The sequence below is a fragment of the Bacteroides sp. MSK.18.37 genome, assembly GCF_019129155.2.
GTDB lineage: Bacteria > Bacteroidota > Bacteroidia > Bacteroidales > Bacteroidaceae > Bacteroides > Bacteroides ovatus.
In genome coordinates this window covers 6,979,415-7,003,440 of sequence record NZ_JAHOIB020000001.1, presented here as the reverse complement: position 1 = coordinate 7,003,440, position 24,026 = coordinate 6,979,415, and the positions used below count along the sequence as shown (strand labels likewise).

At 40.5% G+C, this 24,026-nt stretch carries 18 protein-coding genes; 14 read left to right on the top strand and 4 right to left on the bottom strand.

Annotation, left to right across the window (positions count from 1 at the left end; all coding sequences use genetic code 11):
* Window positions 1-4: 4 nt before the first annotated feature.
* Entirely contained in the window at window positions 5-1,396 is a 1,392-nt protein-coding gene (locus KSX81_RS27685; protein WP_004305959.1) for a transglycosylase SLT domain-containing protein, read from the bottom strand.
* Window positions 1,397-1,420: 24 nt separating this feature from the next.
* Window positions 1,421-2,032, bottom strand: coding sequence for a uridine kinase (udk, locus tag KSX81_RS27680; RefSeq protein WP_008648370.1), 612 nt, complete (start codon window positions 2,030-2,032; stop codon window positions 1,421-1,423).
* A gap of 108 nt (window positions 2,033-2,140) precedes the next feature.
* Between udk and KSX81_RS27675 the strand changes: the two genes are divergently transcribed.
* Together KSX81_RS27675 and KSX81_RS27670 are read left to right on the top strand one after the other, a co-directional pair.
* Window positions 2,141-2,440: a Dabb family protein gene (locus KSX81_RS27675; protein ID WP_004296927.1), complete on the top strand. Its 300-nt coding sequence runs from the start codon at window positions 2,141-2,143 to the stop codon at window positions 2,438-2,440.
* Window positions 2,441-2,455: 15 nt separating this feature from the next.
* On the top strand, window positions 2,456-4,513 hold the full coding sequence (locus KSX81_RS27670; protein ID WP_004296926.1) for a protein-disulfide reductase DsbD family protein: 2,058 nt from the start codon (window positions 2,456-2,458) through the stop codon (window positions 4,511-4,513).
* A 105-nt stretch (window positions 4,514-4,618) separates the two neighbouring features.
* On the opposite strand, the gene KSX81_RS27665 is transcribed toward KSX81_RS27670, so the two are convergent.
* Complete coding sequence (locus KSX81_RS27665) at window positions 4,619-5,323, bottom strand: pirin family protein (RefSeq protein WP_004296925.1); 705 nt, start codon at window positions 5,321-5,323, stop codon at window positions 4,619-4,621.
* A gap of 195 nt (window positions 5,324-5,518) precedes the next feature.
* Between KSX81_RS27665 and KSX81_RS27660 the strand changes: the two genes are divergently transcribed.
* The 9 genes from KSX81_RS27660 to KSX81_RS27620 all read left to right on the top strand — a co-directional run bounded on the left by KSX81_RS27660 (window position 5,519) and on the right by KSX81_RS27620 (window position 18,513).
* On the top strand, window positions 5,519-6,121 hold the full coding sequence (locus KSX81_RS27660; RefSeq protein ID WP_004319547.1) for an RNA polymerase sigma-70 factor: 603 nt from the start codon (window positions 5,519-5,521) through the stop codon (window positions 6,119-6,121).
* 86 nt (window positions 6,122-6,207) lie between these two features.
* The gene (locus KSX81_RS27655; protein ID WP_004296923.1) at window positions 6,208-7,197 is read left to right on the top strand and encodes a FecR family protein; all 990 of its coding nucleotides are present in this window, start codon (window positions 6,208-6,210) and stop codon (window positions 7,195-7,197) included.
* Between the two features lie 208 nt (window positions 7,198-7,405).
* Window positions 7,406-10,849 (top strand): TonB-dependent receptor, encoded by a 3,444-nt coding sequence (locus tag KSX81_RS27650; RefSeq protein ID WP_004296921.1) that lies wholly within the window; start codon window positions 7,406-7,408, stop codon window positions 10,847-10,849.
* A 23-nt stretch (window positions 10,850-10,872) separates the two neighbouring features.
* Window positions 10,873-12,264, top strand: coding sequence for a RagB/SusD family nutrient uptake outer membrane protein (locus KSX81_RS27645; RefSeq protein ID WP_004296920.1), 1,392 nt, complete (start codon window positions 10,873-10,875; stop codon window positions 12,262-12,264).
* 27 nt (window positions 12,265-12,291) lie between these two features.
* Window positions 12,292-14,256, top strand: a complete 1,965-nt coding sequence (locus tag KSX81_RS27640; protein WP_004296919.1) for a PQQ-binding-like beta-propeller repeat protein — start codon at window positions 12,292-12,294, stop codon at window positions 14,254-14,256.
* 6 nt (window positions 14,257-14,262) lie between these two features.
* Entirely contained in the window at window positions 14,263-15,144 is an 882-nt protein-coding gene (locus tag KSX81_RS27635) for a sugar phosphate isomerase/epimerase family protein (RefSeq protein ID WP_004296918.1), read from the top strand.
* A 1-nt stretch (window position 15,145) separates the two neighbouring features.
* Window positions 15,146-16,204 carry an MBL fold metallo-hydrolase gene (locus KSX81_RS27630; protein ID WP_004319543.1) on the top strand — a complete coding sequence of 353 codons (1,059 nt, stop codon included), beginning with the start codon at window positions 15,146-15,148 and terminating at the stop codon, window positions 16,202-16,204.
* A gap of 20 nt (window positions 16,205-16,224) precedes the next feature.
* Window positions 16,225-17,124: a glycerophosphodiester phosphodiesterase family protein gene (locus tag KSX81_RS27625; RefSeq protein WP_004319541.1), complete on the top strand. Its 900-nt coding sequence runs from the start codon at window positions 16,225-16,227 to the stop codon at window positions 17,122-17,124.
* A gap of 12 nt (window positions 17,125-17,136) precedes the next feature.
* Window positions 17,137-18,513 carry an MFS transporter gene (locus KSX81_RS27620; RefSeq protein ID WP_004319539.1) on the top strand — a complete coding sequence of 459 codons (1,377 nt, stop codon included), beginning with the start codon at window positions 17,137-17,139 and terminating at the stop codon, window positions 18,511-18,513.
* A 132-nt stretch (window positions 18,514-18,645) separates the two neighbouring features.
* Here the strand turns inward: KSX81_RS27620 and KSX81_RS27615 are convergent, their stop codons facing one another.
* Complete coding sequence (locus tag KSX81_RS27615; protein WP_004296913.1) at window positions 18,646-20,211, bottom strand: ATP-binding protein; 1,566 nt, start codon at window positions 20,209-20,211, stop codon at window positions 18,646-18,648.
* 154 nt (window positions 20,212-20,365) lie between these two features.
* Between KSX81_RS27615 and KSX81_RS27610 the strand changes: the two genes are divergently transcribed.
* From KSX81_RS27610 to KSX81_RS27600, 3 genes are all read left to right on the top strand, one after another.
* Complete coding sequence (locus tag KSX81_RS27610; protein ID WP_004296912.1) at window positions 20,366-21,022, top strand: DUF2490 domain-containing protein; 657 nt, start codon at window positions 20,366-20,368, stop codon at window positions 21,020-21,022.
* A gap of 306 nt (window positions 21,023-21,328) precedes the next feature.
* Window positions 21,329-23,233: a fimbrillin family protein gene (locus tag KSX81_RS27605; RefSeq protein WP_032843764.1), complete on the top strand. Its 1,905-nt coding sequence runs from the start codon at window positions 21,329-21,331 to the stop codon at window positions 23,231-23,233.
* Window positions 23,234-23,306: 73 nt separating this feature from the next.
* Window positions 23,307-23,798 carry a PaaI family thioesterase gene (locus tag KSX81_RS27600; protein WP_004296910.1) on the top strand — a complete coding sequence of 164 codons (492 nt, stop codon included), beginning with the start codon at window positions 23,307-23,309 and terminating at the stop codon, window positions 23,796-23,798.
* The last annotated feature ends 228 nt before the right edge of the window (window positions 23,799-24,026 follow it).

Sequence of the window (24,026 nt, the reverse complement as noted above, 5' to 3'; positions counted from 1 at the left end):
TATCTCATGCTTTTATTTTCTTTTTGTAGGATTCGTAGCGCGACATAATATCTCGAACGAAATTGTAAGTCTCGATGCCACGGAAATATCCGTTTTTGCAGACAGGATCGTTGAAGTATTCTTGATTGCTTTTAAGCAAGATGAAGTTTTCTACATTATCTTTCCATACTAATTTGTTTTTCCCGTATTTTTCGGCTAGTGCCATTGCGTCATATATATGTCCCAAACCGGCATTGTAAGATGCCAGAATAAAATTGAGCCGTTCCTGCTTATCGGGAATCATGCTGAAACTCCGGTCGGTGGCAGTAATATATTTGATAGCCGCTTTCACACTTTCCTCCGGATTCTGCTCTTTGCCGGGAGGTACTCCCATTGCACGTGCTGTGGCAGGCATTAACTGCATGAGTCCTTTGGCACCTGCCCAAGATACAGCGGTAGTGTCAAAATTGGATTCTGTATACGCTAATGATGCAAGCATACGCCAGTCCCAACCGATGTCTTTGGAATACTTTTTGAATAAATGGTCATAATGAGATATCTTTCCTTCTTTTAAGGAGAGGATAGGAGAGTGCGGCATCATTTTACTATTCTCAAAATAACGTTTCATACTGGCTGTGTAAGCAGGAGAAGTCATGTTTTCCTGATGCCATTGGGTAGCGGCGGCTGCGAGCTCGGGGCTGTCTTTTCGTACCGCCCACGAAGAACGTTGATCGAAACTGATGGACAGGCCGATATTTAAATTGGGATAATAGGTCTTATTAAGTCTGGCTAAATCATTGTCGGCCACCGTATACAGAATTTTTCCTTGCGCTACTTGCGTAATCAAGTCCTCAATAGTGATACTGTCATTGGTGACTTCATGAATCCGGATACCTCCTCCTAATTCACTATTCAGATTGACGAGGCGGTCATAATATTTCCCTGGTTTTACGTATATATCTTTTCCTACCAGTTCGGTTACATCTTTCAACGGCTTCTGTTTTCCTCTTCCTTGCTGAACAATTACCTGGTGAGTAATTACATCTTCGCCACAATAAAGAAGACTGTCTTTCCACTCTTTGGTGATTGGCAGATTATAGGCAATCATGTCTCCTTCACCTGCCAATAATTTTTGGATCATTTCGTCGACGCTGTTGGCTACTTCAATCCTAAGTTTTAGTCCCAGGCTTTTGGCAAACTGTTCACTAAGTTCATATTGGAACCCCATTTCTTGTCCCCGGTAAATGAAATAGGAAGTAGAGCTATATAATGTCAATACAACGAGTTCGCCACTATCTTTTATTTGTGGAAGATCACGCGCTGTCTCATCCATCTTGTTATGATGCTTATTCCGGCATCCGAGCATACAACAAAATAGAATAAGAAATAAAGGAATACTCAGTGTCTTGACATTCATTTCTTAATTTTTAATTTTCAATTTTTAATTCTTAAGGTGCTTCTTGATGTACATAGTCAGTATATCAATAGCTACCCTATTACTGCCTCCTTCCGGTACAATAAGGTCGGCATATCGTTTGCAAGGTTCGATAAATTGCAGGTGCATAGGTTTTAAAACCCGTGTATAGCGTTCCATTACAGCTTCGGCAGTACGTCCGCGCTCAATGACATCTCTCTGAATGACACGAATCAGGCGTTCGTCGGGATCGGCATCAACAAATATTTTGAGGTCCATCATATTGCGCAGCTTTTTATCACATAAGGCAAGGATTCCTTCAATGATAACCACCTCACGAGGTTCGATATGAATGGTTTCGGGCTGGCGCGTGCATGTGAGATAAGAATAGGTGGGCTGTTCGATACTCTTCCCTTCTTTCAGCGTCATGACATGCTTGGATAGCAGACTCCATTCAAAAGCATCCGGATGGTCAAAATTGATATTCTGGCGTTCTTCAACCGGGACATGACTACTGTCTTTGTAGTATGAATCCTGTGGTAAGAGTACTACTTCTCCTGCGGGGAGGCTTTCTATAATTTTCCGTACGACGGTGGTCTTTCCGGAGCCCGTTCCGCCTGCTATTCCTATAATTAACATCTCTTTAAATGTATATTTGAACCAAATAGAGTATTTTTGCATTACTATTAATGTGGTAAACGCATTAACAAGACAAATATAGAAACAATTCATTAAAATAACAACGTAATGGTAAAACACATTGTATTATTTAAGTTAAAAGACGAAGTTCCTGCTGAAGAGAAACTGGAAGTCATGACTAAATTCAAGGAAGCGATAGAAGCTCTTCCTGCTAAAATTTCTGTAATTCGCAAAGTGGAGGTCGGATTGAATATGAATCCTGGTGAAACATGGAATATTGCGCTTTACAGTGAGTTTGATACACTAGAAGATGTTAAATTCTACGCAACACATCCCGATCACGTAGCTGCCGGAAAGATTCTGGCTGAAACGAAGGAGAGTCGTGCGTGCGTAGACTATGAATTATAAACCCCAAAAATAAAGATGAGAAAAATAATTTCTTTCCTGCTTTTAAGCTTTGTTGTATATGCATTGCAAGCGCAGATCAAAGATCCGGTAAAGTTTAAAACAGAGCTGACAGCTCTCTCCGATACGGAGGCAGAGGTGGTGTTTACAGCTACCATGGATAAAGGTTGGCATGTTTATTCTACCGATCTGGGAGATGGCGGCCCTATTTCCGCAACATTCAATGTTGATAATAAATCGGGTGTCGAGCTTGTAGGCAAACTGAAGCCTGTAGGCAAAGAAGTATCTACTTTCGATAAATTGTTCGAAATGAAGGTACGCTATTTCGAGAATACAGCAAAGTTTGTGCAGAAAGTAAAATTCACGGGTGGAGCTTACGCAATCGAAGGTTATCTGGAATATGGAGCTTGTGATGACGAGAGTTGTCTGCCTCCTACTCAGGTGCCGTTTAAGTATTCCGGAGTAGCAAAAGCCGGAAATGCCGCTGCAACAAAAACAGAGCAACCGGAACAAAAGGTAGTGGATAAGCAAAAAGAAGAACCCGTTCCTGCTGTTACGAAAGATTCTTCTGCGATGATGGAACTGGTGCCTGCAACTACAACCGAAGTTGCTACGGATATTCAGCCTGCTGTTGCATCGGGTGATCTTTGGAAACCGGTAATCAGTGATTTACAAGCTTTAGGAGAAGAACATGGTCAGGAAGATATGTCCTGGATATATATTTTCATTACTGGTTTTCTGGGTGGATTATTGGCATTGTTTACCCCTTGTGTATGGCCGATTATTCCGATGACAGTCAGTTTCTTCTTAAAACGTAGTAAAGACAAAAAGAAAGGAATTCGTGATGCGTGGACATACGGTGCATCTATTGTAGTGATTTATGTGGCATTGGGCTTGGCTATTACTTTGATTTTCGGAGCCAGTGCATTAAACGCTTTATCTACCAATGCTATTTTCAACATTCTCTTCTTCCTGATGCTGGTGATTTTTGCTGCTTCATTCTTTGGAGCGTTTGAAATCAGGCTGCCGTCGAAGTGGGGAAATGCAGTAGATAGCAAAGCTGAATCTACGACCGGATTGCTAAGTATTTTCCTGATGGCTTTCACGCTTTCATTGGTATCTTTCTCTTGTACAGGTCCGATTATCGGCTTCTTGCTGGTACAGGTATCTACAACAGGAAGCGTAGTTGCTCCGGCAATCGGTATGTTAGGATTTGCCATCGCTTTGGCATTGCCGTTCACACTCTTCGCCCTGTTCCCGTCTTGGCTGAAATCGATGCCAAAATCCGGCGGATGGATGAATGTTATCAAGGTTACGCTGGGTTTCCTCGAATTAGCATTTGCACTTAAATTCTTGTCAGTTGCTGATTTGGCTTATGGTTGGAGATTGCTTGACCGCGAAACATTCCTGGCTTTATGGATTGTCATCTTTGCTTTGCTTGGATTCTACCTGTTGGGCAAGATCAAATTCCCGCACGATGACGATGATAATAAGGTGGGAGTAACCCGCTTCTTTATGGCGTTAATCTCTTTAGCATTTGCCGTATATATGGTTCCCGGTTTGTGGGGAGCACCATTGAAAGCCGTATCTGCATTTGCTCCGCCTATGCAGACGCAAGATTTCAATCTGCATAAGAATGATGTACACGCGAAATTCGATGACTATGATTTAGGAATGGAATATGCCCGTCTGAACGGAAAACCGGTTATGCTCGACTTTACCGGATATGGTTGCGTAAACTGCCGTAAGATGGAAGCAGCGGTATGGACTGACCCGAAAGTGAGTGATTTGATTAATAACGACTACGTATTGATTACACTTTATGTAGATAATAAAACTCCGTTGACTGAACCTGTGAAGATTATCGAAAACGGTACAGAACGTACTTTGCGTACTGTCGGTGATAAATGGAGCTATCTGCAACGTGTGAAATTCGGAGCTAATGCCCAGCCTTTCTATGTATTGCTGGACAATCAGGGTAAACCGTTGAATAAGTCGTATGCTTATAACGAAGATATTCCTAAGTATATTGAATTCTTACAGACCGGATTGGAGAATTATAAGAAAGGAAAATAACGATTTCTCCGATAATGACCAATCTTGGACAATGAATAAAAAAGCGGTTTCATCTTTTCGATGAGGCCGCTTTTTGAATAGAATAAATTGAAATTTTAGCGAAAATTACATGGGTACTTCTATTAATAGAAGTTGGGTTCCTTTTAATATATGTATCGGGAATTCTTTTGTATCCCAAACACCGATACCATCACGTTTGGACAGCCGTTCTTCCGCCACTGTGATTTCTCCTTCAAGTACGAAGATATATACTCCGTTACCTTCCTGATGCATCTTATATTCGATTGTTTTTTCCGTATCGAAACTTCCCATAGAGAACCATGCATCTTGTTTGATAGAAGCTGGAGTCTTCCCGTTCGGAGACAGGATTAGCGCCAGTTCATTTGGTTTCAGGAGCGGACGAATATCGAAGTTGTTATACTCCGGTTTGGTGTTTTCAACTCGTGGAAATACCCATATCTGCAGGAATTCCAGTTGTTCTTTATCACTGCCATTGTATTCACTGTGATAAATGCCGCTGCCTGTACTCATAACCTGAATATCACCCGGAGTGATGGTTTTTGTGTTTTGTACACTGTCACCATGTTTCAGGTAACCTTTCAGAGGGATGGAAATCACTTCCATATTTTTATGCGGATGTGTATCGAATCCCATAGACGGGTCTACACTGTCATCGTTCAGCACTCGTAATGCTCCGAAATGAATTCTTTCCGGATTATAATAGTTGGCAAAACTGAATGTGTGATGGGTCTTGAGCCAGCCGTGATTGAAATAGCCTCTTGATGAAGCTCTGTCGATTACTTTTTTCATAATCTTCCTTTCTTTTTTAATAGAACTTTGGTGTGCGTCTTATTTGCACTTTACTATTACTAATAACAATGGAAAGGTAGATAAAGTTCTTAACGGGAGATTTAATAAGAAGGGAGCTTTATTTTTTTATTTCAGAAAAAATACATACGTTTGTAACATCATAACAATACCTTTGTGCCCAAAAATAAAGAAAATATGTACGCAACAGACACTCTAATGGATGAACGGGAAGTGGTTCTCCGTCTGATAGACGGAGATGAAGAGGCCTTTTGCGAACTTTATGCCGCTTATAAGAATCGTTTGCTCTACTTCGCCCTGAAATTCGTCAAGTCGCATGAATTTGCGGAGGATATATTTCAGGATGCGTTTACGGTAGTTTGGCAAACCCGTCGTTTCATCAATCCCGAAGCCTCTTTTTCTTCCTATCTTTATACTATTGTACGTAATCGTATTTTGAATCAGTTGCGGGATATGGCTAATGAAGATCAGCTGAAAGAGCAGATTCTTTCTCAAGCGATCGATTCAGCGAACGAAACGAATAATCATATTCTGCTCAATGATTTGAAAGAGATTATTGCCCGTGCATTGGAGCAATTAACGCCCCGCCAGCGTGAGGTATTTAAAATGAGCCGTGAACTACAGATGTCTCATAAAGAAATAGCCGAAGCATTGGGCGTTTCAGTTCATACAGTGCAAGAACATATTTCTCTTTCTCTAAAAGTGATTCGTTCCTATTTGACTAAATATTCAAGTACATCAGCCGATGTACTTTTGATTCTATTGTGCTTGAATTTATAATAAATGTTAATCACACCCTAGCTCTTTCTTACTTTTGTGTATTACTTATACAAAGGGAAGGAAATTAATATCCTTATATTGAATATATGATGAAAGATACTAAAACAGAAAAAGATAAATTGCATCGTTACCTGGATGATCTTTATACCCGGGATGATGCTTCACAGTTGTTGCAAAGTATTAAGGATTCAGAAAACCAAGATATATTGAACGAACTGGCAGCAGAGGTTTGGGAAGAATCCGGGAACCTGCAACCTGGTAATGATTTGGAGCGGGAAAAATATAAGAGAGAGGCACGCCAATTACTGAAGCGTATTGAACACAAAAAACGTACATGGTTCCGCCGGGCTTCTGTGGTGGCAGTCAGTACAGCGGCTGTAATAGCCATTATCATAGGGAGTGTCAACTTTTTCCGGTATATGAATGAACAACAGGTCACATTGGCTGAAATTACCACTTCCTTTGGTGAGAAAAGACAAGTGACTTTGCCGGACGGGACTCTTTTGGTTCTGAACTCTTGTTCGCAAGTGCGTTATCCGGATCGTTTTGTTGGAGATCTCCGTGAAGTGGAACTTGAAGGAGAGGGATATTTCCGTGTTGCCCGTAATGAAAAGATGCCATTTGTTGTGAGGACGAAGCGACTGGATGTTCAGGTGTTAGGTACCCGGTTTGATGTAAAATCCTATTCAACAGATGAAATAGTGTCTGTGAGTGTGGAGAGTGGTAAGGTGCAGGTCGATTTGCCGGAAGCGATGATGAGGTTGACTGCTAAAGAACAGGTGCTTATCAATACTGTTTCCGGAGAATATAGTAAGAAAACAGAGGATAGGGGAGTGGCTGTCTGGATGAAAGGTGGGTTACGCTTTTACAGTACACCTATCCGCGATGTGGCAAAAGAACTGGAACGGGTATATAATTGCCGGATTACTTTTGCTCCCGGTCAGGATTTCAACAACTTGATTACCGGCGAACATGATAACAAGAGTCTGGAAGCGGTACTTAAATCCATTGAATTTATCAGCGGTGATATCAAATATAAGAAAGAGGGCATCAATGTACTTCTTTATAAAGAATGAGATGAATAATAGATAATGTTCAACCTTTTAAAAAATAATAGATGAAAACAGCTCCTTCATGAACCTCCCCAAAATGATAGAAGCACTCCAAAGGAATGCCTCTATCCGCAATCCGGACGGATATTCATAAGCTTCGACCCAAATGAATAACGTATCGCGCATTGCTTGTTTTTAATAACTTTAGTCAATTACTAAAACGCACAAATTTATGAATAATCTTCTTATTTGTAAAGGGATAAGTAAAAATAGCTGTTCGTTTTTAGCTTTTTTACTATTCACCTTCATTTTAATAGCTCCGGCTGCTGCTCAGACATTGAAAGAGCATGATATTACGCTTCGTGTGCAAAACGAGCCGGTAGAGAGTGTTTTCAATAAAATCAGCAAACAGACTAATTTTAAGTTTCTCTATGATCAGGAGACGGTGAACAAGGCTCCGAGAGTTTCTTTCGACATTAAAAATGCTTCATTAAAACAGATTCTGGGAGAAATTACTTCCCAGGCCAAGCTTTATTTCAATAGGACCGATCATACAATTGCTGTCAGCAAACAGCCGCTTAAGAAAGAAGAAACTGCTCAACGTGCACGCACTATCCAGGGAATAGTTGCAGATGATAAAGGAGAACCGGTGATTGGTGCCAGTGTGCAGATTAAGGGAGAAGGCAGTGGTACGATTACCGATATTGACGGACGTTATTCATTAATGAATGTACCGGAGTCTGCAACATTGACTATTTCTTATATTGGATATAAAACGGTAAATATCTCTGCAAAGGATAAAAATACGGCGAAAATCACGTTGGTAGAAGATAGTAAGATGATTGATGAGGTAGTAGTGGTGGGATATGGAGTTCAGAGAAAAAGAGACGTCTCTACTTCTATTTCTTCCGTGAAAGCTGAACAAATTGCGGATGTTTCTGCTTCAGACTTTCGTCAGGCGTTGGCAGGTAAGATGCCGGGGGTACAGGTTACACAGCCAAGTGGTGATCCGGAGGGAAGTGTAAGTATCCGTGTTCGTGGTATCAGTACGGTTAATGCCGGTAGTGATCCTCTTTATATTATTGATGGCGTGCCGGTGGAACGTGGATTTGCCAATCTGAATAATAATGATGTCGAATCTGTGGAAGTTTTGAAAGATGCTTCGTCGGCAGCTATTTATGGTAGTCGCGGTTCCAACGGTGTAATTATTATCACGACCAAGCAGGGACAGTCGGAAAAGATGAAAGTGCAGTATGATGGATATTATGGTATCCAGAGTGTTTCGAAGAAACTTTCAATGATGAATGCATATCAGTTTGCCGAATTTGCAAAGGATGGTCATGACAACGCTTATCTGGATGCTAATCCCGGAGGTTCACCGGATGACCCGAATGGAATGCGCCCGAATTCATGGGAACGTATTCCTACCGAACTCTTTCCCTATCTGAATGGTGATAAGGGGTTGACGGATACGGATTGGCAAGATGCTATTTTTCGTACTGCTGCTACTACCAGCCACAATGTTTCTATTTCCGGCAGAGGAAAGACAGTCGGCTATTTCATTTCAGCCAACTATTATGATAAAGAAGGTATTATAATTAATTCCGACTTTAAGAAATATAGTATGCGTATGAATTTGGACGGGAAATATAAAAGACTGAAATTCGGTCTGAATTTCTCTCCTTCCTATTCTACTTCCAATCGGGTAGATGCTTCCGGATCTAATGGTATTGTGCAATCGGCATTGATGATGCCTCCGGTATGGCCGGTGTATAATGCGGATGGCAGCTATAATTATCAGGGAAATGGCTATTGGAGAATTGGGAATGACTATCAGCATAATGCCGTATTGAACCCGGTAGCCATGGCAAACTTACAATCGGATGTCGTAGACCGTATGGCGATTGTCGGAAAAGTTTTTGCTGAATTGGAGTTGTATAAGGGGCTTACTTATAACATTTCTTTTGGTGGCGATTATTATGGTTCGCATAATGACCAATATCGTTCTTCGGAACTTCCTTTATTGGGACAAAAGTATTATGATGTAAAGTCAAATCCGACAGCCTACAGTTCATCAGGTTTTTATTTCAACTGGTTGGTGGAGAATAAAATCAATTATAACACAACGATTAAAGATGCTCATTCTATCAATGTGGTCTTAGTACAGTCGGCTCAAAAAGAGACATATAAAGGAGATAATGTGACGGCGACCGATTTCCCGAACGACTATATACAAACAATTTCCGGAGGTACGGTGACGAAAGGTGCATCTGATAAAACCCAATGGACGATTGCTTCTTATCTGGCGCGTATGCAGTATAGCTATAAAGGTAAATATATGGCTTCGGCAGCTATTCGTGCAGACGGTTCTTCCCGTTTTGGCAAGAATAACCGGTGGGGATATTTTCCTTCAGCTTCTTTGGCGTGGAGAATAAGCGGAGAAGACTTCTTTATGAAGGCTAAGTGTCTGTCGTTTGTTGATGATTTGAAGTTAAGAGCGAGTTATGGAGTGACCGGTAACTTCCAGATTGGCAATTATGATCATTTGTCTCTGATGGCTTCCGATAACTATATACTCGGTACAGGCAATGGGCAGTTGGTGAATGGATATAAACCTAGTACCATAAAGAATGAGGATTTGAGTTGGGAAAAGAATGCGATGGTGAATGTGGGTGTTGATTTGCAGATGTTCAAAGGATTGCTGGGATTAACTGTGGATTATTATAATACCAATACCTCTAATATGTTGTTGAATGTACCAGTTCCCCACCTGACCGGATATAGCACTGCATTGATGAATATCGGTAAAGTGAATAATAGGGGATGGGAAGTTGCTTTGACCTCACAGAAGAATATAACTAAAGATTTCGGTTATTCGTTTAATGCTAATTATGCCACTAATACGAACGAAGTGAAGGCACTCGGTCCGGGTAATGCTCCTATCATATCTACCGGTAGCGTAGATCATGCTTATTACATAACGAAAGTCGGTGAACCCATCGGATGTTATTATCTGTTGGTGCAGGATGGAATTTTCTCCAATGAAGAAGAATTAAAAAAGTATCCTCATTTCAGCAATACCCAGCCGGGAGATTTCCGCTTTGTGGATGTAGACGGGGATGGAGTGATGGATTTGGATAAAGATCGTACAATCGTGGGTAACTATATGCCCGATTTTACCTATGGGTTTGGTGGTAAAGTCTGGTTTAAGGGATTTGACCTTGATTTTAATTTTCAAGGAGTATATGGCAATGAGATTCTGAATCTGAATCGTCGTTACATTGATAATCTGGAAGGTAATACCAATGGCACCACTATAGCCTTGAATCGTTGGAAAAGTCCGGAAGATCCGGGAAACGGTCAGGTGAACCGTGCCAATCGTAAGTCAAAGGGTTATAATGGTCGTACTTCAACTTGGCATCTTGAAGATGGTTCTTATCTGCGACTGCAGAATGTGACACTAGGATATACTTTGCCGAAGAACTTGACTCAATGCTTTTTCGTGGAAAAATTAAGAGTTTACGTTTCCGGACAAAATTTATGGACTTCGACTAATTATAGCGGATATAATCCGGAAGTAAATGCACGTCCGAGTAATTCTCTTTCACCGGGTGAGGATTATGGAACTTATCCATTAGCTAAAACATTCTTGTTTGGGCTAAACATAACACTTTAATCATCCTTTAAAATACACGTTATATGAAAAAATATAAACTAATACTATTCCTATCAACTGCCTTGTTATCAGTTGCTTGTACAGATAGTTTCTTCGATTTGGAACCGAGTAGCAGTGTGCCTACCGACAAGGTATATAAGACAGCGGAAGATTTTAATGTAGCTGTGATAGGATGTTACTCCAAATTGCAGACACAAGTTTCCTATTTTACAGAGTGTTGCGAATATCGGAGTGATAATTTGACATTGAGTGCGCCCACTGCCGGAACACAAGATCGTTATGATATCGATCAGTTTGCAGATAAAGCCTCTAACGGAATTTTGGAAGATGCCTGGGCGAACTTTAATAATGGAGTCTATCGTTGCAATCTTGTATTAGATAGAATTGATGAGGCCAACTTCGACGCAACTCTGAAAAAACAATATAAAGGCGAAGCTCTTTTTATCCGTGCCCTTACTTATTTTAATATGTATCGTTTATGGGGAGGGATACCGATGACTAATAAAGTGGTGACGGTGGCTGAAGCTCTTAAAATCGGGCGCAGTTCCGATCAACAGGTTTATGATTTTCTTGTCGGTGATTTGAATCAGGTTATTAATGAAAATATGTTGCCGTCTTCTTATATAAGTGCCGATATGGGACGAGTGACTTCCGGTGCTGCAATGGCATTGCTCGGCAAGATTTACCTGACTTTCCATAAATGGACGGAGGCTCGCAATGTGCTATCTCAACTAGTGGGTCGGTATTCTTTAATGACTACCCCCGAACAGGTGTTTGACGTGAACAATAAAATGAACGATGAGATTATTTTTGCTGTTCGCTTTAATAAGGATGTTGAAGGAGAAGGACATGGATATTGGTTCTCTATTATTAATCTGACTGATGATACCAATCAGACAAAGTCTCTGAAAGAGTGCTACAAAGATGGGGATAAGCGCAAGAATCTGATTACCTATGTAAAGGTGGAAGATAAAGTATGCGTGATGAATAAATTTAAGGATGTCAAAAGTGCGACCTATAATACAGTCGGTAATGACCAGATTATTCTCCGTTATGCCGATGTGCTGTTAATGTACGCTGAAGCTTTGAATGAAATCAGTTATAGTAATTTGCAGAATTCAGAAGCTATGGTTGCTTTGAATGCTGTGCATACTCGTGCCGGATTGTCTCCGCTTCAGATAACAGAGCTGCCCGATCAGGATAGCTTCCGTAAAGCGATTATGTTGGAACGTCAACAGGAGTTTCCTTATGAAGGACAGCGTTGGTTTGATTTGGTACGTATGGGAGGTGCTAAGGAGGCTATGAAAGCAGAAGGACATATTATTCAGGACTATCAATTCCTGTATCCTATTCCAAAAACAGAGTTGGAAAGAATAAACAACACAGAACTGTTGTGGCAGAATACGGGATATTAATAGGATTAAACTAAAAGAAATCAAACGATGAAAAAAATACTATATAGCTTGTTGTTTATTTTCACGGTAGTCTTTACTGCTTGTGAAGAAGATCTGCCAAAGGCAAGTTTCGATTTATATGAACTGAAGTCACTAACGGCAACAGCCGGAGATATGAATGTGACTCTTTCCTGGGAAGCATACGAGAATGCCCGTCCGAATGAATATTTGATTCTTTGGACTTCCGGATCATCAGAAGCGGAAGGAGGCGAGATGACTGTGGATGCAAAAACAATGACTGCCACTATCAATAATCTGGTGAACGATGTTGCTTACACTTTTTCTGTGCAACCTCGTTATGCGGGAGGATTGGCCAGTAAAACTACTGCTGCCTGTACACCGAAGAATGCAAGATATCCGATTTCTGATCTGACGGCAGCAGCCGGCAATGAAAGAGTGCGTTTGAGATGGACGAAACCTGCAAGTGAACGTTTCACTCGCTATCAGGTTACCGTGAATCCCGGTAATCAGATTATCAATCTGGATGATACTTCATTGGAAGAATACATCGTTGATGGTTTGACTAACGATCAGGAATATACATTCAATGTAGTCTGTGTTTATCCTACAGGCAATTCTATTGCGGTGGAAACTTCTGCTACTCCCGGATTGATCTATCCTATTCTCGCTAGTACGGAACTGGTTGTGTGGGAGCCTTCTACCTTTGCTTATAACGATATGTATTTCATGGCTGGTGAAGTGAAATCGGTAAGTTGGGATTTTGGTGATGGTACGACATCGGGAGAAAACAATCCGGTGCATGCTTTTACTACTACCGGTACTTATACAGTGGCTGTAACGGTGACTTATGTTAATAATACCACCGAGTCGGGCAGTCTGACTGTCACGGTCGGCAATTATAAATGGAATTCTGTCGATTTGAACTTCGGTGGACTTACCGGATATGTAAAGACCTCCAATCCGGTGTTCTCTCCGGATGGAAAAACAATGTATATCCCGACATCTACTCCTGCGGGTCATTTATTTGCTATTGACGTAGTGAGCGGTGAATTCAAGTGGGTGTTTGCTATCAGTCAGATAACTTATGGCGGAGGTGCGTTGGTGGCTCCTGATGGTACAATCTATCAGTGTGTAAGAAATGCCACTATTAATAATGTATATGCTATTAATCCGAACGGAACTCAAAAGTGGGCAGTAAAATTGGATGCTGCGATAGGAGCTTTCCCTGCATTGTCGGCCGATGGTGTTCTTTACTGTCTCACCAATAAGAGTACGTTGTATGCGCTGGATGCATCCAGTGGTGCTATTAAATGGCAACAATCGCTTGACGGAGCAACCGGTAGTGCTGTGGCTATTGATAAAGCCGGAAATGTTTATGCAGGTACAAGTGCAGCCATTTATTCTTTTAAACCGAATAAAGAGCAGAATTGGAAATTGGAAGAAGTGAATGTGACAGAACAGGCTACGTTTGCTTTGAAGGATCAGGTACTTTATGCGACTTTGAAAAACGGAGGACTCGTTGCTGTTGATATGACAAACGGAACAAAGAAATGGACGTATCCGACTACAAAAGGAGATGCTTATTTCCCGATTGCTGATAAAAATGGCAATGTCTATTTTACTGAAAAAGGATCGCAGACTGTTCATGCAGTAAATGCCAGCGGATCTAAAATCTGGGAGAAAAATGTGGGTAACAATTTGAACTACAGTGGAGGTGCTTTGAGTACGGATGGTATTCTTTATATAGGTACCCAATCGAATAACAAAGTGCTGGGACTTGACATCACTAATGGAAACATTGTTTTTGAAGAGACTGTGGGACAACAGGTCATGGCAGCTGTTAGCATTGGTCCGGACAGACGGCTTTATTGCGGAACGATCGGATCTAATAATATCGGTTCGATAAAGGCTTTTGCTGTCAATAAGACATTAGCAACAGACTCCTGGAGTATTCGTGGTGGTGATATTCAAGGTACAAACCGTCAAAAGTAAGCGATAATGAGAGTTCCTGTTTTTATCTTATTTATGGCGATGACAATGGGTTTATATGCACAGAAATATAAAGTAGGTACGACTACAGCTTTGTGGAAAGTACCTGCTTCCACAGACTTTTCTCAAGCTCGGTCTGTGGGGGTAGAGTATGTGGAAGTAGCATTTAACCAGTGTTATAGAGGAGTTCCGGCAGATGAAGTTGTTCCTCGTATCCGGGATATGAAAGCAAAAATTGATAGTGCCGGTATCAAGGTCTGGTCTATACATCTTCCTTTCTCACGCATGTTGGACATATCGGTGCTGGATGAAAAGAAAAGGAAAGAAAATGTAGATTTTATGGCGGAGATGATTGGACAGTGTGCTCAATTTCAGCCGAAATGTTTGGTATTGCATCCTAGTTCTGAGCCTATTACTGACAGTATTCGGGCACAAAGAATAACTAACGCTTCCAGGTCTATCGCTTATCTGAAAAAATATGCGGATCAAATAGGAGCACAGTTGTGCATCGAAAATCTGCCGAGAACTTGCCTGGGTAATACTCCTGAAGAGCTTTTGGAGATGATCAAAGATATTCCGGGTGTGAAGGTTTGTTTTGATACCAATCATTATACTAAAGGGACGACAGGGCATTTTGTAGAAACTGTTGGTGAACGTATAGGTACTATACACGCTTCGGACTTTGATTTTGTCAACGAGTGTCATTGGCTTCCTACACAAGGTGACATTCAATGGGGAAAGTTAATGCATGCACTCGAAGGAATCGGCTATGAAGGGGTTTTCATGTATGAAGCTACCAAAGACCATGAAAACGACAATACGCGTCCGACACCGGAACGGGTGGTTGAGACTTTCAATAAAATAATTAATGACTATAAAAATCAGAAATAAGATGGATATAATAAGAAAAATACAATATTTACTGTTTTGTCTTTTGGCAATAGGTTTTGTTGCTTGTGATGATGATGACAACAACAGTACCGAAACTGGTCATGAAGGAATTCTTACGCAATTGGCAGAGGAAGTAGATGCCACTGCACAACAGTTGTGGAGTTCTTCTCCTTTGATTGTCAATACCGGACGTACCACTACTTTGACCAAGATCCAGGGATATGCGGATAAGTGTAAAGATGATTATTTCATCAGTTATCTGAATGGCTTCGATCAGGCAAGTACGAGTATGGAAAAGTGTGATCCGATTATCTATTTTTATCGGAGTGCATTTGATCGTGTAATGGATGGAATTAAAAACTCAAAAGTAGAAAATGGTACGGCAGCGATCTGGTTACTCTATAATATGGGGTATGTGGTAAAAACTCCGTCAGGATGTTTTGCTATTGACATTTCTCATCGTTGGGCGAAAGAGCTGGCACCTTATATTGATTTTCTCTGTGTTACACACAAGCACTCCGATCATTATAGTAATGATCTTATCCAGGCTATGTTTGATTTAGGTAAACCGGTGTTATCCAACTATTTGAAAGACACGACATATCCTTATACTGCAAAGGGGGATAAAGATTATGAAATTGGAAAATTCAAGATTAAAACCTGTATCACTGACCATAACAATGCCGGGTTATCTAATTTTGTGACTGTGTTTTCAATCGATTGTGGGGAAGATACCGGTAATTTCGTTTTTATGCATGTAGGAGACTCTAACTATAAACCGGAACAATATACGAATCTGGCTTCTCATGTGAATGTTTTGATACCGCGTTATGCTCCCAATGCTCTGACCGAAAATAATATTCTGGGTTCAGGTGCGGGACAGGTGGAGCCCGATTATGTCTTGTTATCACATATCTTGGAACTGGCTCATGCAGGTGTTGATGAATCAAGATGGTCATTGGATATGGCACTCGAACGGGCTTCGAAGATTAACTGTGAACAGACTTATGTACCAATGTGGGGAGAAAAACTAGTCTGGAAAAACAATAAACTGAATTAAAATTCTTAATGCTTGAACTTATGAAACGGATATGTAACTTCATACTTCTTCTGTGTTTGGTGCAACTGGCTGTTGCTCAAAATAGAATAGCTGAAATCAGAGAAAATCTGCTGGGAAATCATCCAGATAAAATATTGGTTGTATCCCACCGGGCTGACTGGCGTAATGCCCCGGAAAACTCATTGCAAGGTATACAGAATTGCATTGATATGGGTGTCGATATGGTGGAGATCGATTTGAAACGAACCAAAGACGGACATTTAGTAGTGATGCATGATAAAACGATCAATCGTACCATGTCTGGAAAAGGACTGGTGGAAGATTATACATTGGCCGAATTGAAAGCAATGCGTCTTAAAAATGGAGTAGCTTGTAAGACAAGACATCAGATTCCTACATTGGAAGAAGTGATGTTGCTCTGCAAAGGTAAGATCATGGTAAATATTGATAAGGGGTATGATTATTTTCAGGAAGCTTATATTGTACTCGAAAAGACGGGAACGGTTGACCAGTGTGTTATCAAAGCCGGCCTTCCTTATGAACAAGTGAAAGCCGAAAACGGTGCTGTATTGGATAAAGTGATTTTTATGCCTATTGTACAGTTGCATAAAAAAGGAGCCGAAGCTATTATTGACAGTTACAAGATTCACATGAAGCCTGCTGCTTATGAGTTAGTGTTTGATAATGATAGTCCTGAGGTGCTTAACCTGATAAAAAAAGTGCGTGATACGGGTTCTAAGTTGTTTATAAACTCTCTTTGGCCCGAATTATGTGGTGGTCATGATGACGACCGTGCAGTAGAACTTCATCAACCGGATGAAAGCTGGGGATGGATCATTAATCAGGGAGCCAAATTAATTCAAACTGACCGTCCTGCCCTCTTATTGGAGTATCTGCGCAAAAAGAAACTTCACGACTAAATAGACTTTTTCATGTTGAAACAACTTATAAACTTTTACAAGGTCTCTTCACCGAGACCTTGTAACGGGGAAGCTTTGTCTTCATCCGGCTCACAACATCTTCATTCCGATGCCCGTCGTCTGAAATACCTGAAATGGTCTACTTTTCTTTCAGCCACTTTCGGTTACGGCATGTACTATGTTTGTCGTCTTAGCCTGAATGTCGTGAAGAAGCCCATCGTAGATGAAGGAATTTTCTCCGAAACAGAACTGGGAATTATCGGTTCGGTATTGTTCTTTACTTACGCCCTTGGAAAATTTACGAATGGTTTTCTGGCCGACCGTAGCAATATCAACCGCTTTATGACTACCGGTTTACTGGTAACTGCTTTAGTGAACCTGTGCCTGGGTTTTACCCATTCTTTTATTCTGTTTGCTCTCCTTTGGGGGATTAGTGGCTGGTTTCAGTCTATGGGTGCTGCTTCTTGTGTAGTGGGACTTTCCCGTTGGTTCACGGACAAAGAACGAGGTTCCTATTACGGATTTTGGTCTGCCAGCCACAATATCGGTGAGGCGTTGACCTTCCTAATTGTTGCGTCTATCGTTAGTGTATTGGGGTGGAGATACGGTTTCTTCGGTGCCGGTATTGTTGGTTTGCTTGGTGCTTTAATTGTGTGGAAGTTCTTCCATGACACTCCCGAGAGTCAGGGCTTTCCTCCTGTAAATGTTCCCAAACAGAAAGAGGAGATGAGTGTGGTGGAAACGACAGACTTTAATAAAGCCCAACGCCAGGTATTGATGATGCCTGCCATCTGGATACTGGCTCTTTCGAGTGCTTTTATGTATATCAGTCGCTATGCTATCAATAGCTGGGGTGTTTTTTATCTAGAAGCGCAAAAAGGATATTCCACGTTGGATGCCAGCTTCATTATTTCCATTTGTCCAGTCTGTGGTATCGTAGGTACCATATTTTCGGGTGTTATTTCTGACAAGTTATTTGGCGGTTGTCGAAATGTTCCCGCCCTGATTTTCGGATTGATGAATGTTCTTGCACTTAGCCTGTTCTTGTTGGTTCCCGGCGTACACTTCTGGATAGATGTGTTGGCCATGGTTCTTTTCGGTTTGGGTATCGGAGTTCTCATTTGTTTTTTAGGTGGCCTGATGGCAGTCGATATTGCTCCTCGCAATGCGTCGGGAGCAGCATTGGGGGTAGTCGGCATTGCCAGTTATATTGGGGCCGGATTACAGGATGTAATGAGTGGTGTTCTGATAGAGGGGCAGAAGACGGTTCAGAATGGAGTCGATGTTTATGATTTCACTTATATCAATTGGTTCTGGATAGGAGCGGCTCTGCTGTCGGTATTCTTTGCATTATTGGTTTGGAATGCAAAATCAAAAGAGTCAGATTAGTTTCAGGTATATTAGGTTAGATTGAAAAACACTTGTTTCCAAAAGAGGATAACAAGTGTTTATTTTCAATGGTATCGGTTTTTATTTCGGGAAGTTCGTAGCTACGATTCTTCCCGAAATGTTTTATCATATTTACCTCGTCTCTACCAGCCAACGATTGATATTGCGAGTTTCCGCACTAAATTCCACTCCGATTTTTATTATTTCCCGATGGTCTTTCTGATAAGGAATCAGATATCCTTTCTCGTCAATTTGCTTCATCGCTTCTTCTGCTGTTCCATTTAATTTGAACTCAAACACATAGACATATTTCGGCGTTTTAACCATAGCATCGGCACGTCCACGGGTGCTGCGCACTTCCGCTTCCGTGAATTGTCCCATCAATTTGAATACGAGATAGAAGATAACCTGATAGTGGCGTTCAGTCTGGTCATTCAATTCATACGGAATATCGGCAAAGAAAGCTTCCAGACGGGTGAGGAAAGATTCGTAATCACCTTTCTCCAATTCATCAATGAATTTTCCAATATAAAATCCCTGATCATTGTTCTTCATCGGAGTGTAGAATGGCACAAGAAAGTTAATGAATCCGTAACGTACCTCATCGTTAGGAAAGTCAAGTAAATAATTATTAAACCGTCTGTCGTAATCCTTAATAGTCAAATATCCACTTTGATAAATCAGCGGTACGGGATTATTAGCATCCATTCTGTATTCTGCAAAAGAAGATGTAGGTGCTTCTATGCCATTTAATAAAGTACGGAGATCATACTCACTTTTTTGCAGTAGTTCAACCAAAAATGTCGGTGTGCCAGTCTGGAACCAATAGCTACCCAACTCCAGTTTGCTGAAAGCATTCAACACACTGAACGGATTGAATACTCCTGCACCATCCGGATGAAAATGATAGCCGTCATAGTTGCGTTCCATTGCTGTGACTACCTCTTCTGGAGTCTGATGATTTTTGTGCCCGAAAACTTCAATTTCGGGTTCGAAAGTACTCTTTAGTTCTTCACGGGTGATGCCGCAAAGTGTGGCGTAAGAATAGTCGAGACTAATATCATTCAACTGATTCAAATCGCTGAATACGCTGACTTGTGAGAACTTCGTAACTCCGGTCAGGAAAACAAAACGGAGATATGCGTCGGCGCTTTTTAGTACTCCATAAAAGGCTTTTAATGTCTGACGATAGTCTTCGAATAATTTCGGACGGGTAATAGCCTGCAAAAGCGGTTTGTCGTATTCGTCCACCAATACGACGACACCTTTTCCTGTTTTCAAGGAAGCTTGTTCGATTACATAACTAAAGCGCTCCTCAGGGCTACGGTCTTTTTTCTCATTGCCGTAAATAGCTTCCCATTTTTCTAAATATTGGTTTAGCATTGCAATTAAATCTGCTGCCGTTTCATATTTTTTGGCATTCAGATCAAGATGTAAAACAGGATGTTGTTCCCATTTCGTCTCCAGTTGTTCAATAGCCAAACCATCGAATAGCTCTTTTTTTCCTTGAAAATAAGCATCGAATGTAGAAATTAATAAGCTTTTACCAAAGCGACGCGGCCTGCTTAGAAAATATGGCTTTCCTAGGTTAGCCATACGCCATATAAGTGCTGTTTTATCCACATAAAGATAATTATCCTTCCGTATCCCTTCGAATGTCTGTATTCCAATAGGAAGTTTACGCATCAAGTTGTCCATATCCGATGATTTTAGAGTTTCTTAGGCAAAGATACAATATGCAAATGAGAATTTAGGCAGAAGACGAACATAATCTTTTCAGAATAAATTCAGTATTGTGCCTTTCTTTTGCCGGAGATAATTTGTTATCTTTGTAACTTTAACCCGAAAATCAATGAGTAGAATATTATTAAATACTAAGACTTGGCTATTATTTGTGCTGTTGCTTGGAATATCACTTTCTGCATGGGCACAAAGTGACGATTTTAATACATGGACTAAATTCAAGGTAAACCATAAGATAGATTCCCGGTTTTCAGTTTCAGGTGATTTGGAATTGCGCATGAAAGATGATGTGAGTAAATTGGATCGTTGGGGGCTGACTGTTGGCGGAAGTTACCGACCCTATTCATTTTTGAATCTGGGGGTTGGCTATGAAACCCATCTTCGGAATTTGGGTGACTCGGACTGGAAGTTCAGGCATCGCTATCATATAACTGCTACTGTCAGTTTTCGTTATCAATGGTTGAAAGTAGCTGTAAGGGAAAGATTTCAGCAGACTTTTGATCGTGGCAACTCTGAAACTCGTTTGCGTTCCCGCTTGAAATTATCTTATGCTCCTACAAAAGGAATTGTTTCTCCCTATTTCTCTGTTGAAATCTATCAGAGTTTGGATGACGTTTCTTTTTGGAGAGCCGATCGTATGCGTTATCGTCCCGGAGTAGAAATAGCTTTGGCCAAACGTTGGTCGTTGGATGCATTCTATTGTTATCAATATGCATCTTCGCAAGGCAGACACATTGCCGGAATAGAAGTGGGATATTCTTTCTGAAATTAGCAGGCTCTTAATATAATAATGTGAGAGTTTAATTCTTTGTTCCTGACTAGTCGTTTGTAACTTGTTGATTGTTTGCGTTATAGATGAAAATGTGAAATTTTCCTATAGAAACTATACTCCGACTTAATATAATTATATACTTTTGCTTTCAAGACATCAAAATGATATCTTGAAATTGATGATTCCTCAGTACAACAGACGTGTTGTTCAGTATCCCATAACCGAAAGCGAATACTTCCTCTTATGCTATTCTTTCTGTTCAATCAAAAGTTTCTATTGGAAAATTAAAAAATAAATATGATGAAACTATTTTATAACCTACAAAGGGGCGTGGGTTTACTTGTTTTTTGTACTATCTTGCTTAGTGCTTGTGTGAACCATATTTCGGAGGAAGAGGAGGATAGTGTTAATAATGGAGATATTCCATTGAAATTTATTGCCGATATTCGTGAATCAGTTGGTACCCGTATGGCAAATAATAACTTTGCTGAAGGGGATGAAGTCGGTCTGTTTGCTCTTGCCGGAACCACTACAATGCAAGAAGAACGTTATGTGGATAATCTTCATTTCATACGTTCATCCAATGGTGAGTTTGAATCTAACGAGTCGGTATACTATCCGGATGATGGAGTTACATTGAATTTAATCAGTTATTATCCTTATCAAAAGAGTGGCGTGGGGATAGGGGAGAGCACCATGCAGGTGGCGGTTTCAACGACTCAAAATATTCCTGACGATTATTCACATTCTGATTTCCTAATTGCTTCTAAAGAAGAGGTCTTAGCCAGTAAGGAGGCGGTCGCTCTGACCTATAATCATCAGTTTTTTCGTCTGAAAATTGTTCTTATTCCTGGAGAGGGGGAGAATTTGGAAGATATGTTATCCGTTAAGCCTACGCTTTCGGTGAGTGGCTTTTATACTAAAACAAGTTATGATTTTCAGAAAAAGACTTTCTCTGGTTATTCCGAAGAGAAAGATATTATTCCTGCAGGAGAATGGGAGATAAAAGACGGACGACTGATAGGAAAGGAATTTATTTTGATACCGCAGGAGGCGACTCCGGGATACCAATACATAACGTTGGAAGCTGCAGGAAAGCTATATATAAGCCCATTACCATCTACTTTACAATTAAAAAGTGGAAAGCAGCGCGAATTGGAAATAAAGTTTGTATCAGCCGAAGATGTATTAATGAGCAAAGTGAATGGGGAAATCGGAGATTGGGACGGAACCGAAATAGATCATACAGAATCAGTCACGCTTCATAAATACATAGATGTTTCGAAGTTAACTTTTGAAAAGTCGAATGTGTATAAAGTGTTACATTCGGGAAAGCAAGTAGCTGAAATATGTAAGGAGTATCTTGTTACTCCGGAATTTTCTTCGCAGGCAATCGTTGCCTATCCGATGAAAAAAGATGGTAGTGTGGACTTATCTCAAGGTGTTGTAGCACAGTTGCTAGGGAAATCCGGAAAAGTGAATGGAGGAAGCGTATCATGGAATATGGAAGATTACTCATTGGCCTATGTTGACGGAATTTTGCCGATTCGTAATAATGTATATGTGATGGCAAACGGAACCGTTTCTTTATCTGTTACGACAGCAGATGACGTACTATCTGTTTTGGCTTTGGAAGATATCGTTCGTGATGTACGTGGAGGAATCATTCATAATTATCCGTTAGTGAAGATTGGAACACAATATTGGATGCGGGATAATCTGGAGGCATCTTCGTATGTTGGCGGTGAAGCACTTCCCAGACTGGATGCAGTGACAGCGAATGTTGTCGGATATCTGCAATCTACTACGGAACACTATTTTTATACAGCTAATGTAGTACTTTCTAATAAAATTCTGCCTGCTCATTGGAGTATACCGGATTGGAAAGACTGGAACATTTTAAAAGACTATCTGAATGGAGAGGCTTCTTTGCTGAAATCAGGTACTTGGTTACCTTTGAAAGCGGGAGAACAGGTACAGCCTGCAACTAATTTATCCGGTTTTAATGGAATACCTGTAGGAATGTATGTGGGGGCTTTTCAAACTGATTACGAGAAAAAACATCTGGCATATTGGACACTGGATAATGCAAATGCCGCTATCGATATCAAGGTTTTCTATCTGAAAAGTGATACGGATATCATTGAAGAATCTAATGCAGGTGTTGATACAAAAGCCTTTGCCATTCGTTGCATCAGAAAGTAAATCGACGAAAAAGGCTTCTCTTTTCCATAAATTGCTTATATTTGGGAAGTAAAACTAACTAAAAGAGAGAACTATGAAGAAGATAATAAATCCCTGGAAAGGTTTGGAAGGGTACAACTGCTTTGGTTGTGCTTCCAATAATGAAGCCGGATTAAAAATGGAATTTTACGAAGATGGTGACGAAGTGGTAAGCATTTGGAAACCACGTCCCGAATATCAAGGCTGGATTGATACCTTGCATGGCGGTATTCAAGCTGTCTTGATGGATGAAATCTGTGCCTGGGTTATACTTCGTAAACTACAAACCACGGGGGTGACGTCGAAGATGGAAACTCGTTACCGAAAATCGATTGATACCAAAGATTCTCATATCGTATTACGCGCGTCTATTAAAGAGGTAAAGCGGAACATCGTTATTGTTGAAGCAAAGTTATATAATAAGGATGGAGAAGTCTGTACAGAATCAGTTTGTACTTACTTTACTTTCTCGAAAGAAAAGTCGAAAGATGAAATGCATTTTTCGAAATGTGATGTAGAATCGGAAGAGATATTACCATTAATTTGAAATAAAAACTTAAGTTTTTGTGATAAATGTTTGGTAGTATCAAACAAATACTTTACTTTTGTCGCAGTTAATAAAAGAAATATGAAATATACAGCTACACATCATCATCATCATTTTCCTAACGAATAATCGGTGGGCGTGGATGATATTGTGTATAACTATATAAACGATAACGAAGGCTTACCGAATGCGGTAAGCCTTTTTTGTTTTTCAACGCAGATTGTATTT

Excerpts from the sequence above, each read along its gene's own strand:
- udk (WP_008648370.1), bottom strand. The coding sequence starts at position 2,032 with ATGTTAATTATAGGAATAGCAGGCGGAACGGGCTCCGGAAAGACCACC.
- KSX81_RS27665 (WP_004296925.1), bottom strand. The coding sequence starts at position 5,323 with ATGAAAAAAGTAATCGACAGAGCTTCATCAAGAGGCTATTTCAATCAC.
- KSX81_RS27605 (WP_032843764.1), top strand. The coding sequence starts at position 21,329 with ATGAAACTATTTTATAACCTACAAAGGGGCGTGGGTTTACTTGTTTTT.
- KSX81_RS27650 (WP_004296921.1), top strand. The coding sequence starts at position 7,406 with ATGAATAATCTTCTTATTTGTAAAGGGATAAGTAAAAATAGCTGTTCG.
- KSX81_RS27615 (WP_004296913.1), bottom strand. The coding sequence starts at position 20,211 with ATGGACAACTTGATGCGTAAACTTCCTATTGGAATACAGACATTCGAA.
- KSX81_RS27640 (WP_004296919.1), top strand. The coding sequence starts at position 12,292 with ATGAAAAAAATACTATATAGCTTGTTGTTTATTTTCACGGTAGTCTTT.
- KSX81_RS27670 (WP_004296926.1), top strand. The coding sequence starts at position 2,456 with ATGAGAAAAATAATTTCTTTCCTGCTTTTAAGCTTTGTTGTATATGCA.
- KSX81_RS27675 (WP_004296927.1), top strand. The coding sequence starts at position 2,141 with ATGGTAAAACACATTGTATTATTTAAGTTAAAAGACGAAGTTCCTGCT.
- KSX81_RS27645 (WP_004296920.1), top strand. The coding sequence starts at position 10,873 with ATGAAAAAATATAAACTAATACTATTCCTATCAACTGCCTTGTTATCA.
- KSX81_RS27600 (WP_004296910.1), top strand. The coding sequence starts at position 23,307 with ATGAAGAAGATAATAAATCCCTGGAAAGGTTTGGAAGGGTACAACTGC.
- KSX81_RS27655 (WP_004296923.1), top strand. The coding sequence starts at position 6,208 with ATGATGAAAGATACTAAAACAGAAAAAGATAAATTGCATCGTTACCTG.
- KSX81_RS27685 (WP_004305959.1), bottom strand. The coding sequence starts at position 1,396 with ATGAATGTCAAGACACTGAGTATTCCTTTATTTCTTATTCTATTTTGT.
- KSX81_RS27625 (WP_004319541.1), top strand. The coding sequence starts at position 16,225 with ATGAAACGGATATGTAACTTCATACTTCTTCTGTGTTTGGTGCAACTG.
- KSX81_RS27620 (WP_004319539.1), top strand. The coding sequence starts at position 17,137 with ATGTTGAAACAACTTATAAACTTTTACAAGGTCTCTTCACCGAGACCT.
- KSX81_RS27630 (WP_004319543.1), top strand. The coding sequence starts at position 15,146 with ATGGATATAATAAGAAAAATACAATATTTACTGTTTTGTCTTTTGGCA.
- KSX81_RS27635 (WP_004296918.1), top strand. The coding sequence starts at position 14,263 with ATGAGAGTTCCTGTTTTTATCTTATTTATGGCGATGACAATGGGTTTA.
- KSX81_RS27610 (WP_004296912.1), top strand. The coding sequence starts at position 20,366 with ATGAGTAGAATATTATTAAATACTAAGACTTGGCTATTATTTGTGCTG.
- KSX81_RS27660 (WP_004319547.1), top strand. The coding sequence starts at position 5,519 with ATGTACGCAACAGACACTCTAATGGATGAACGGGAAGTGGTTCTCCGT.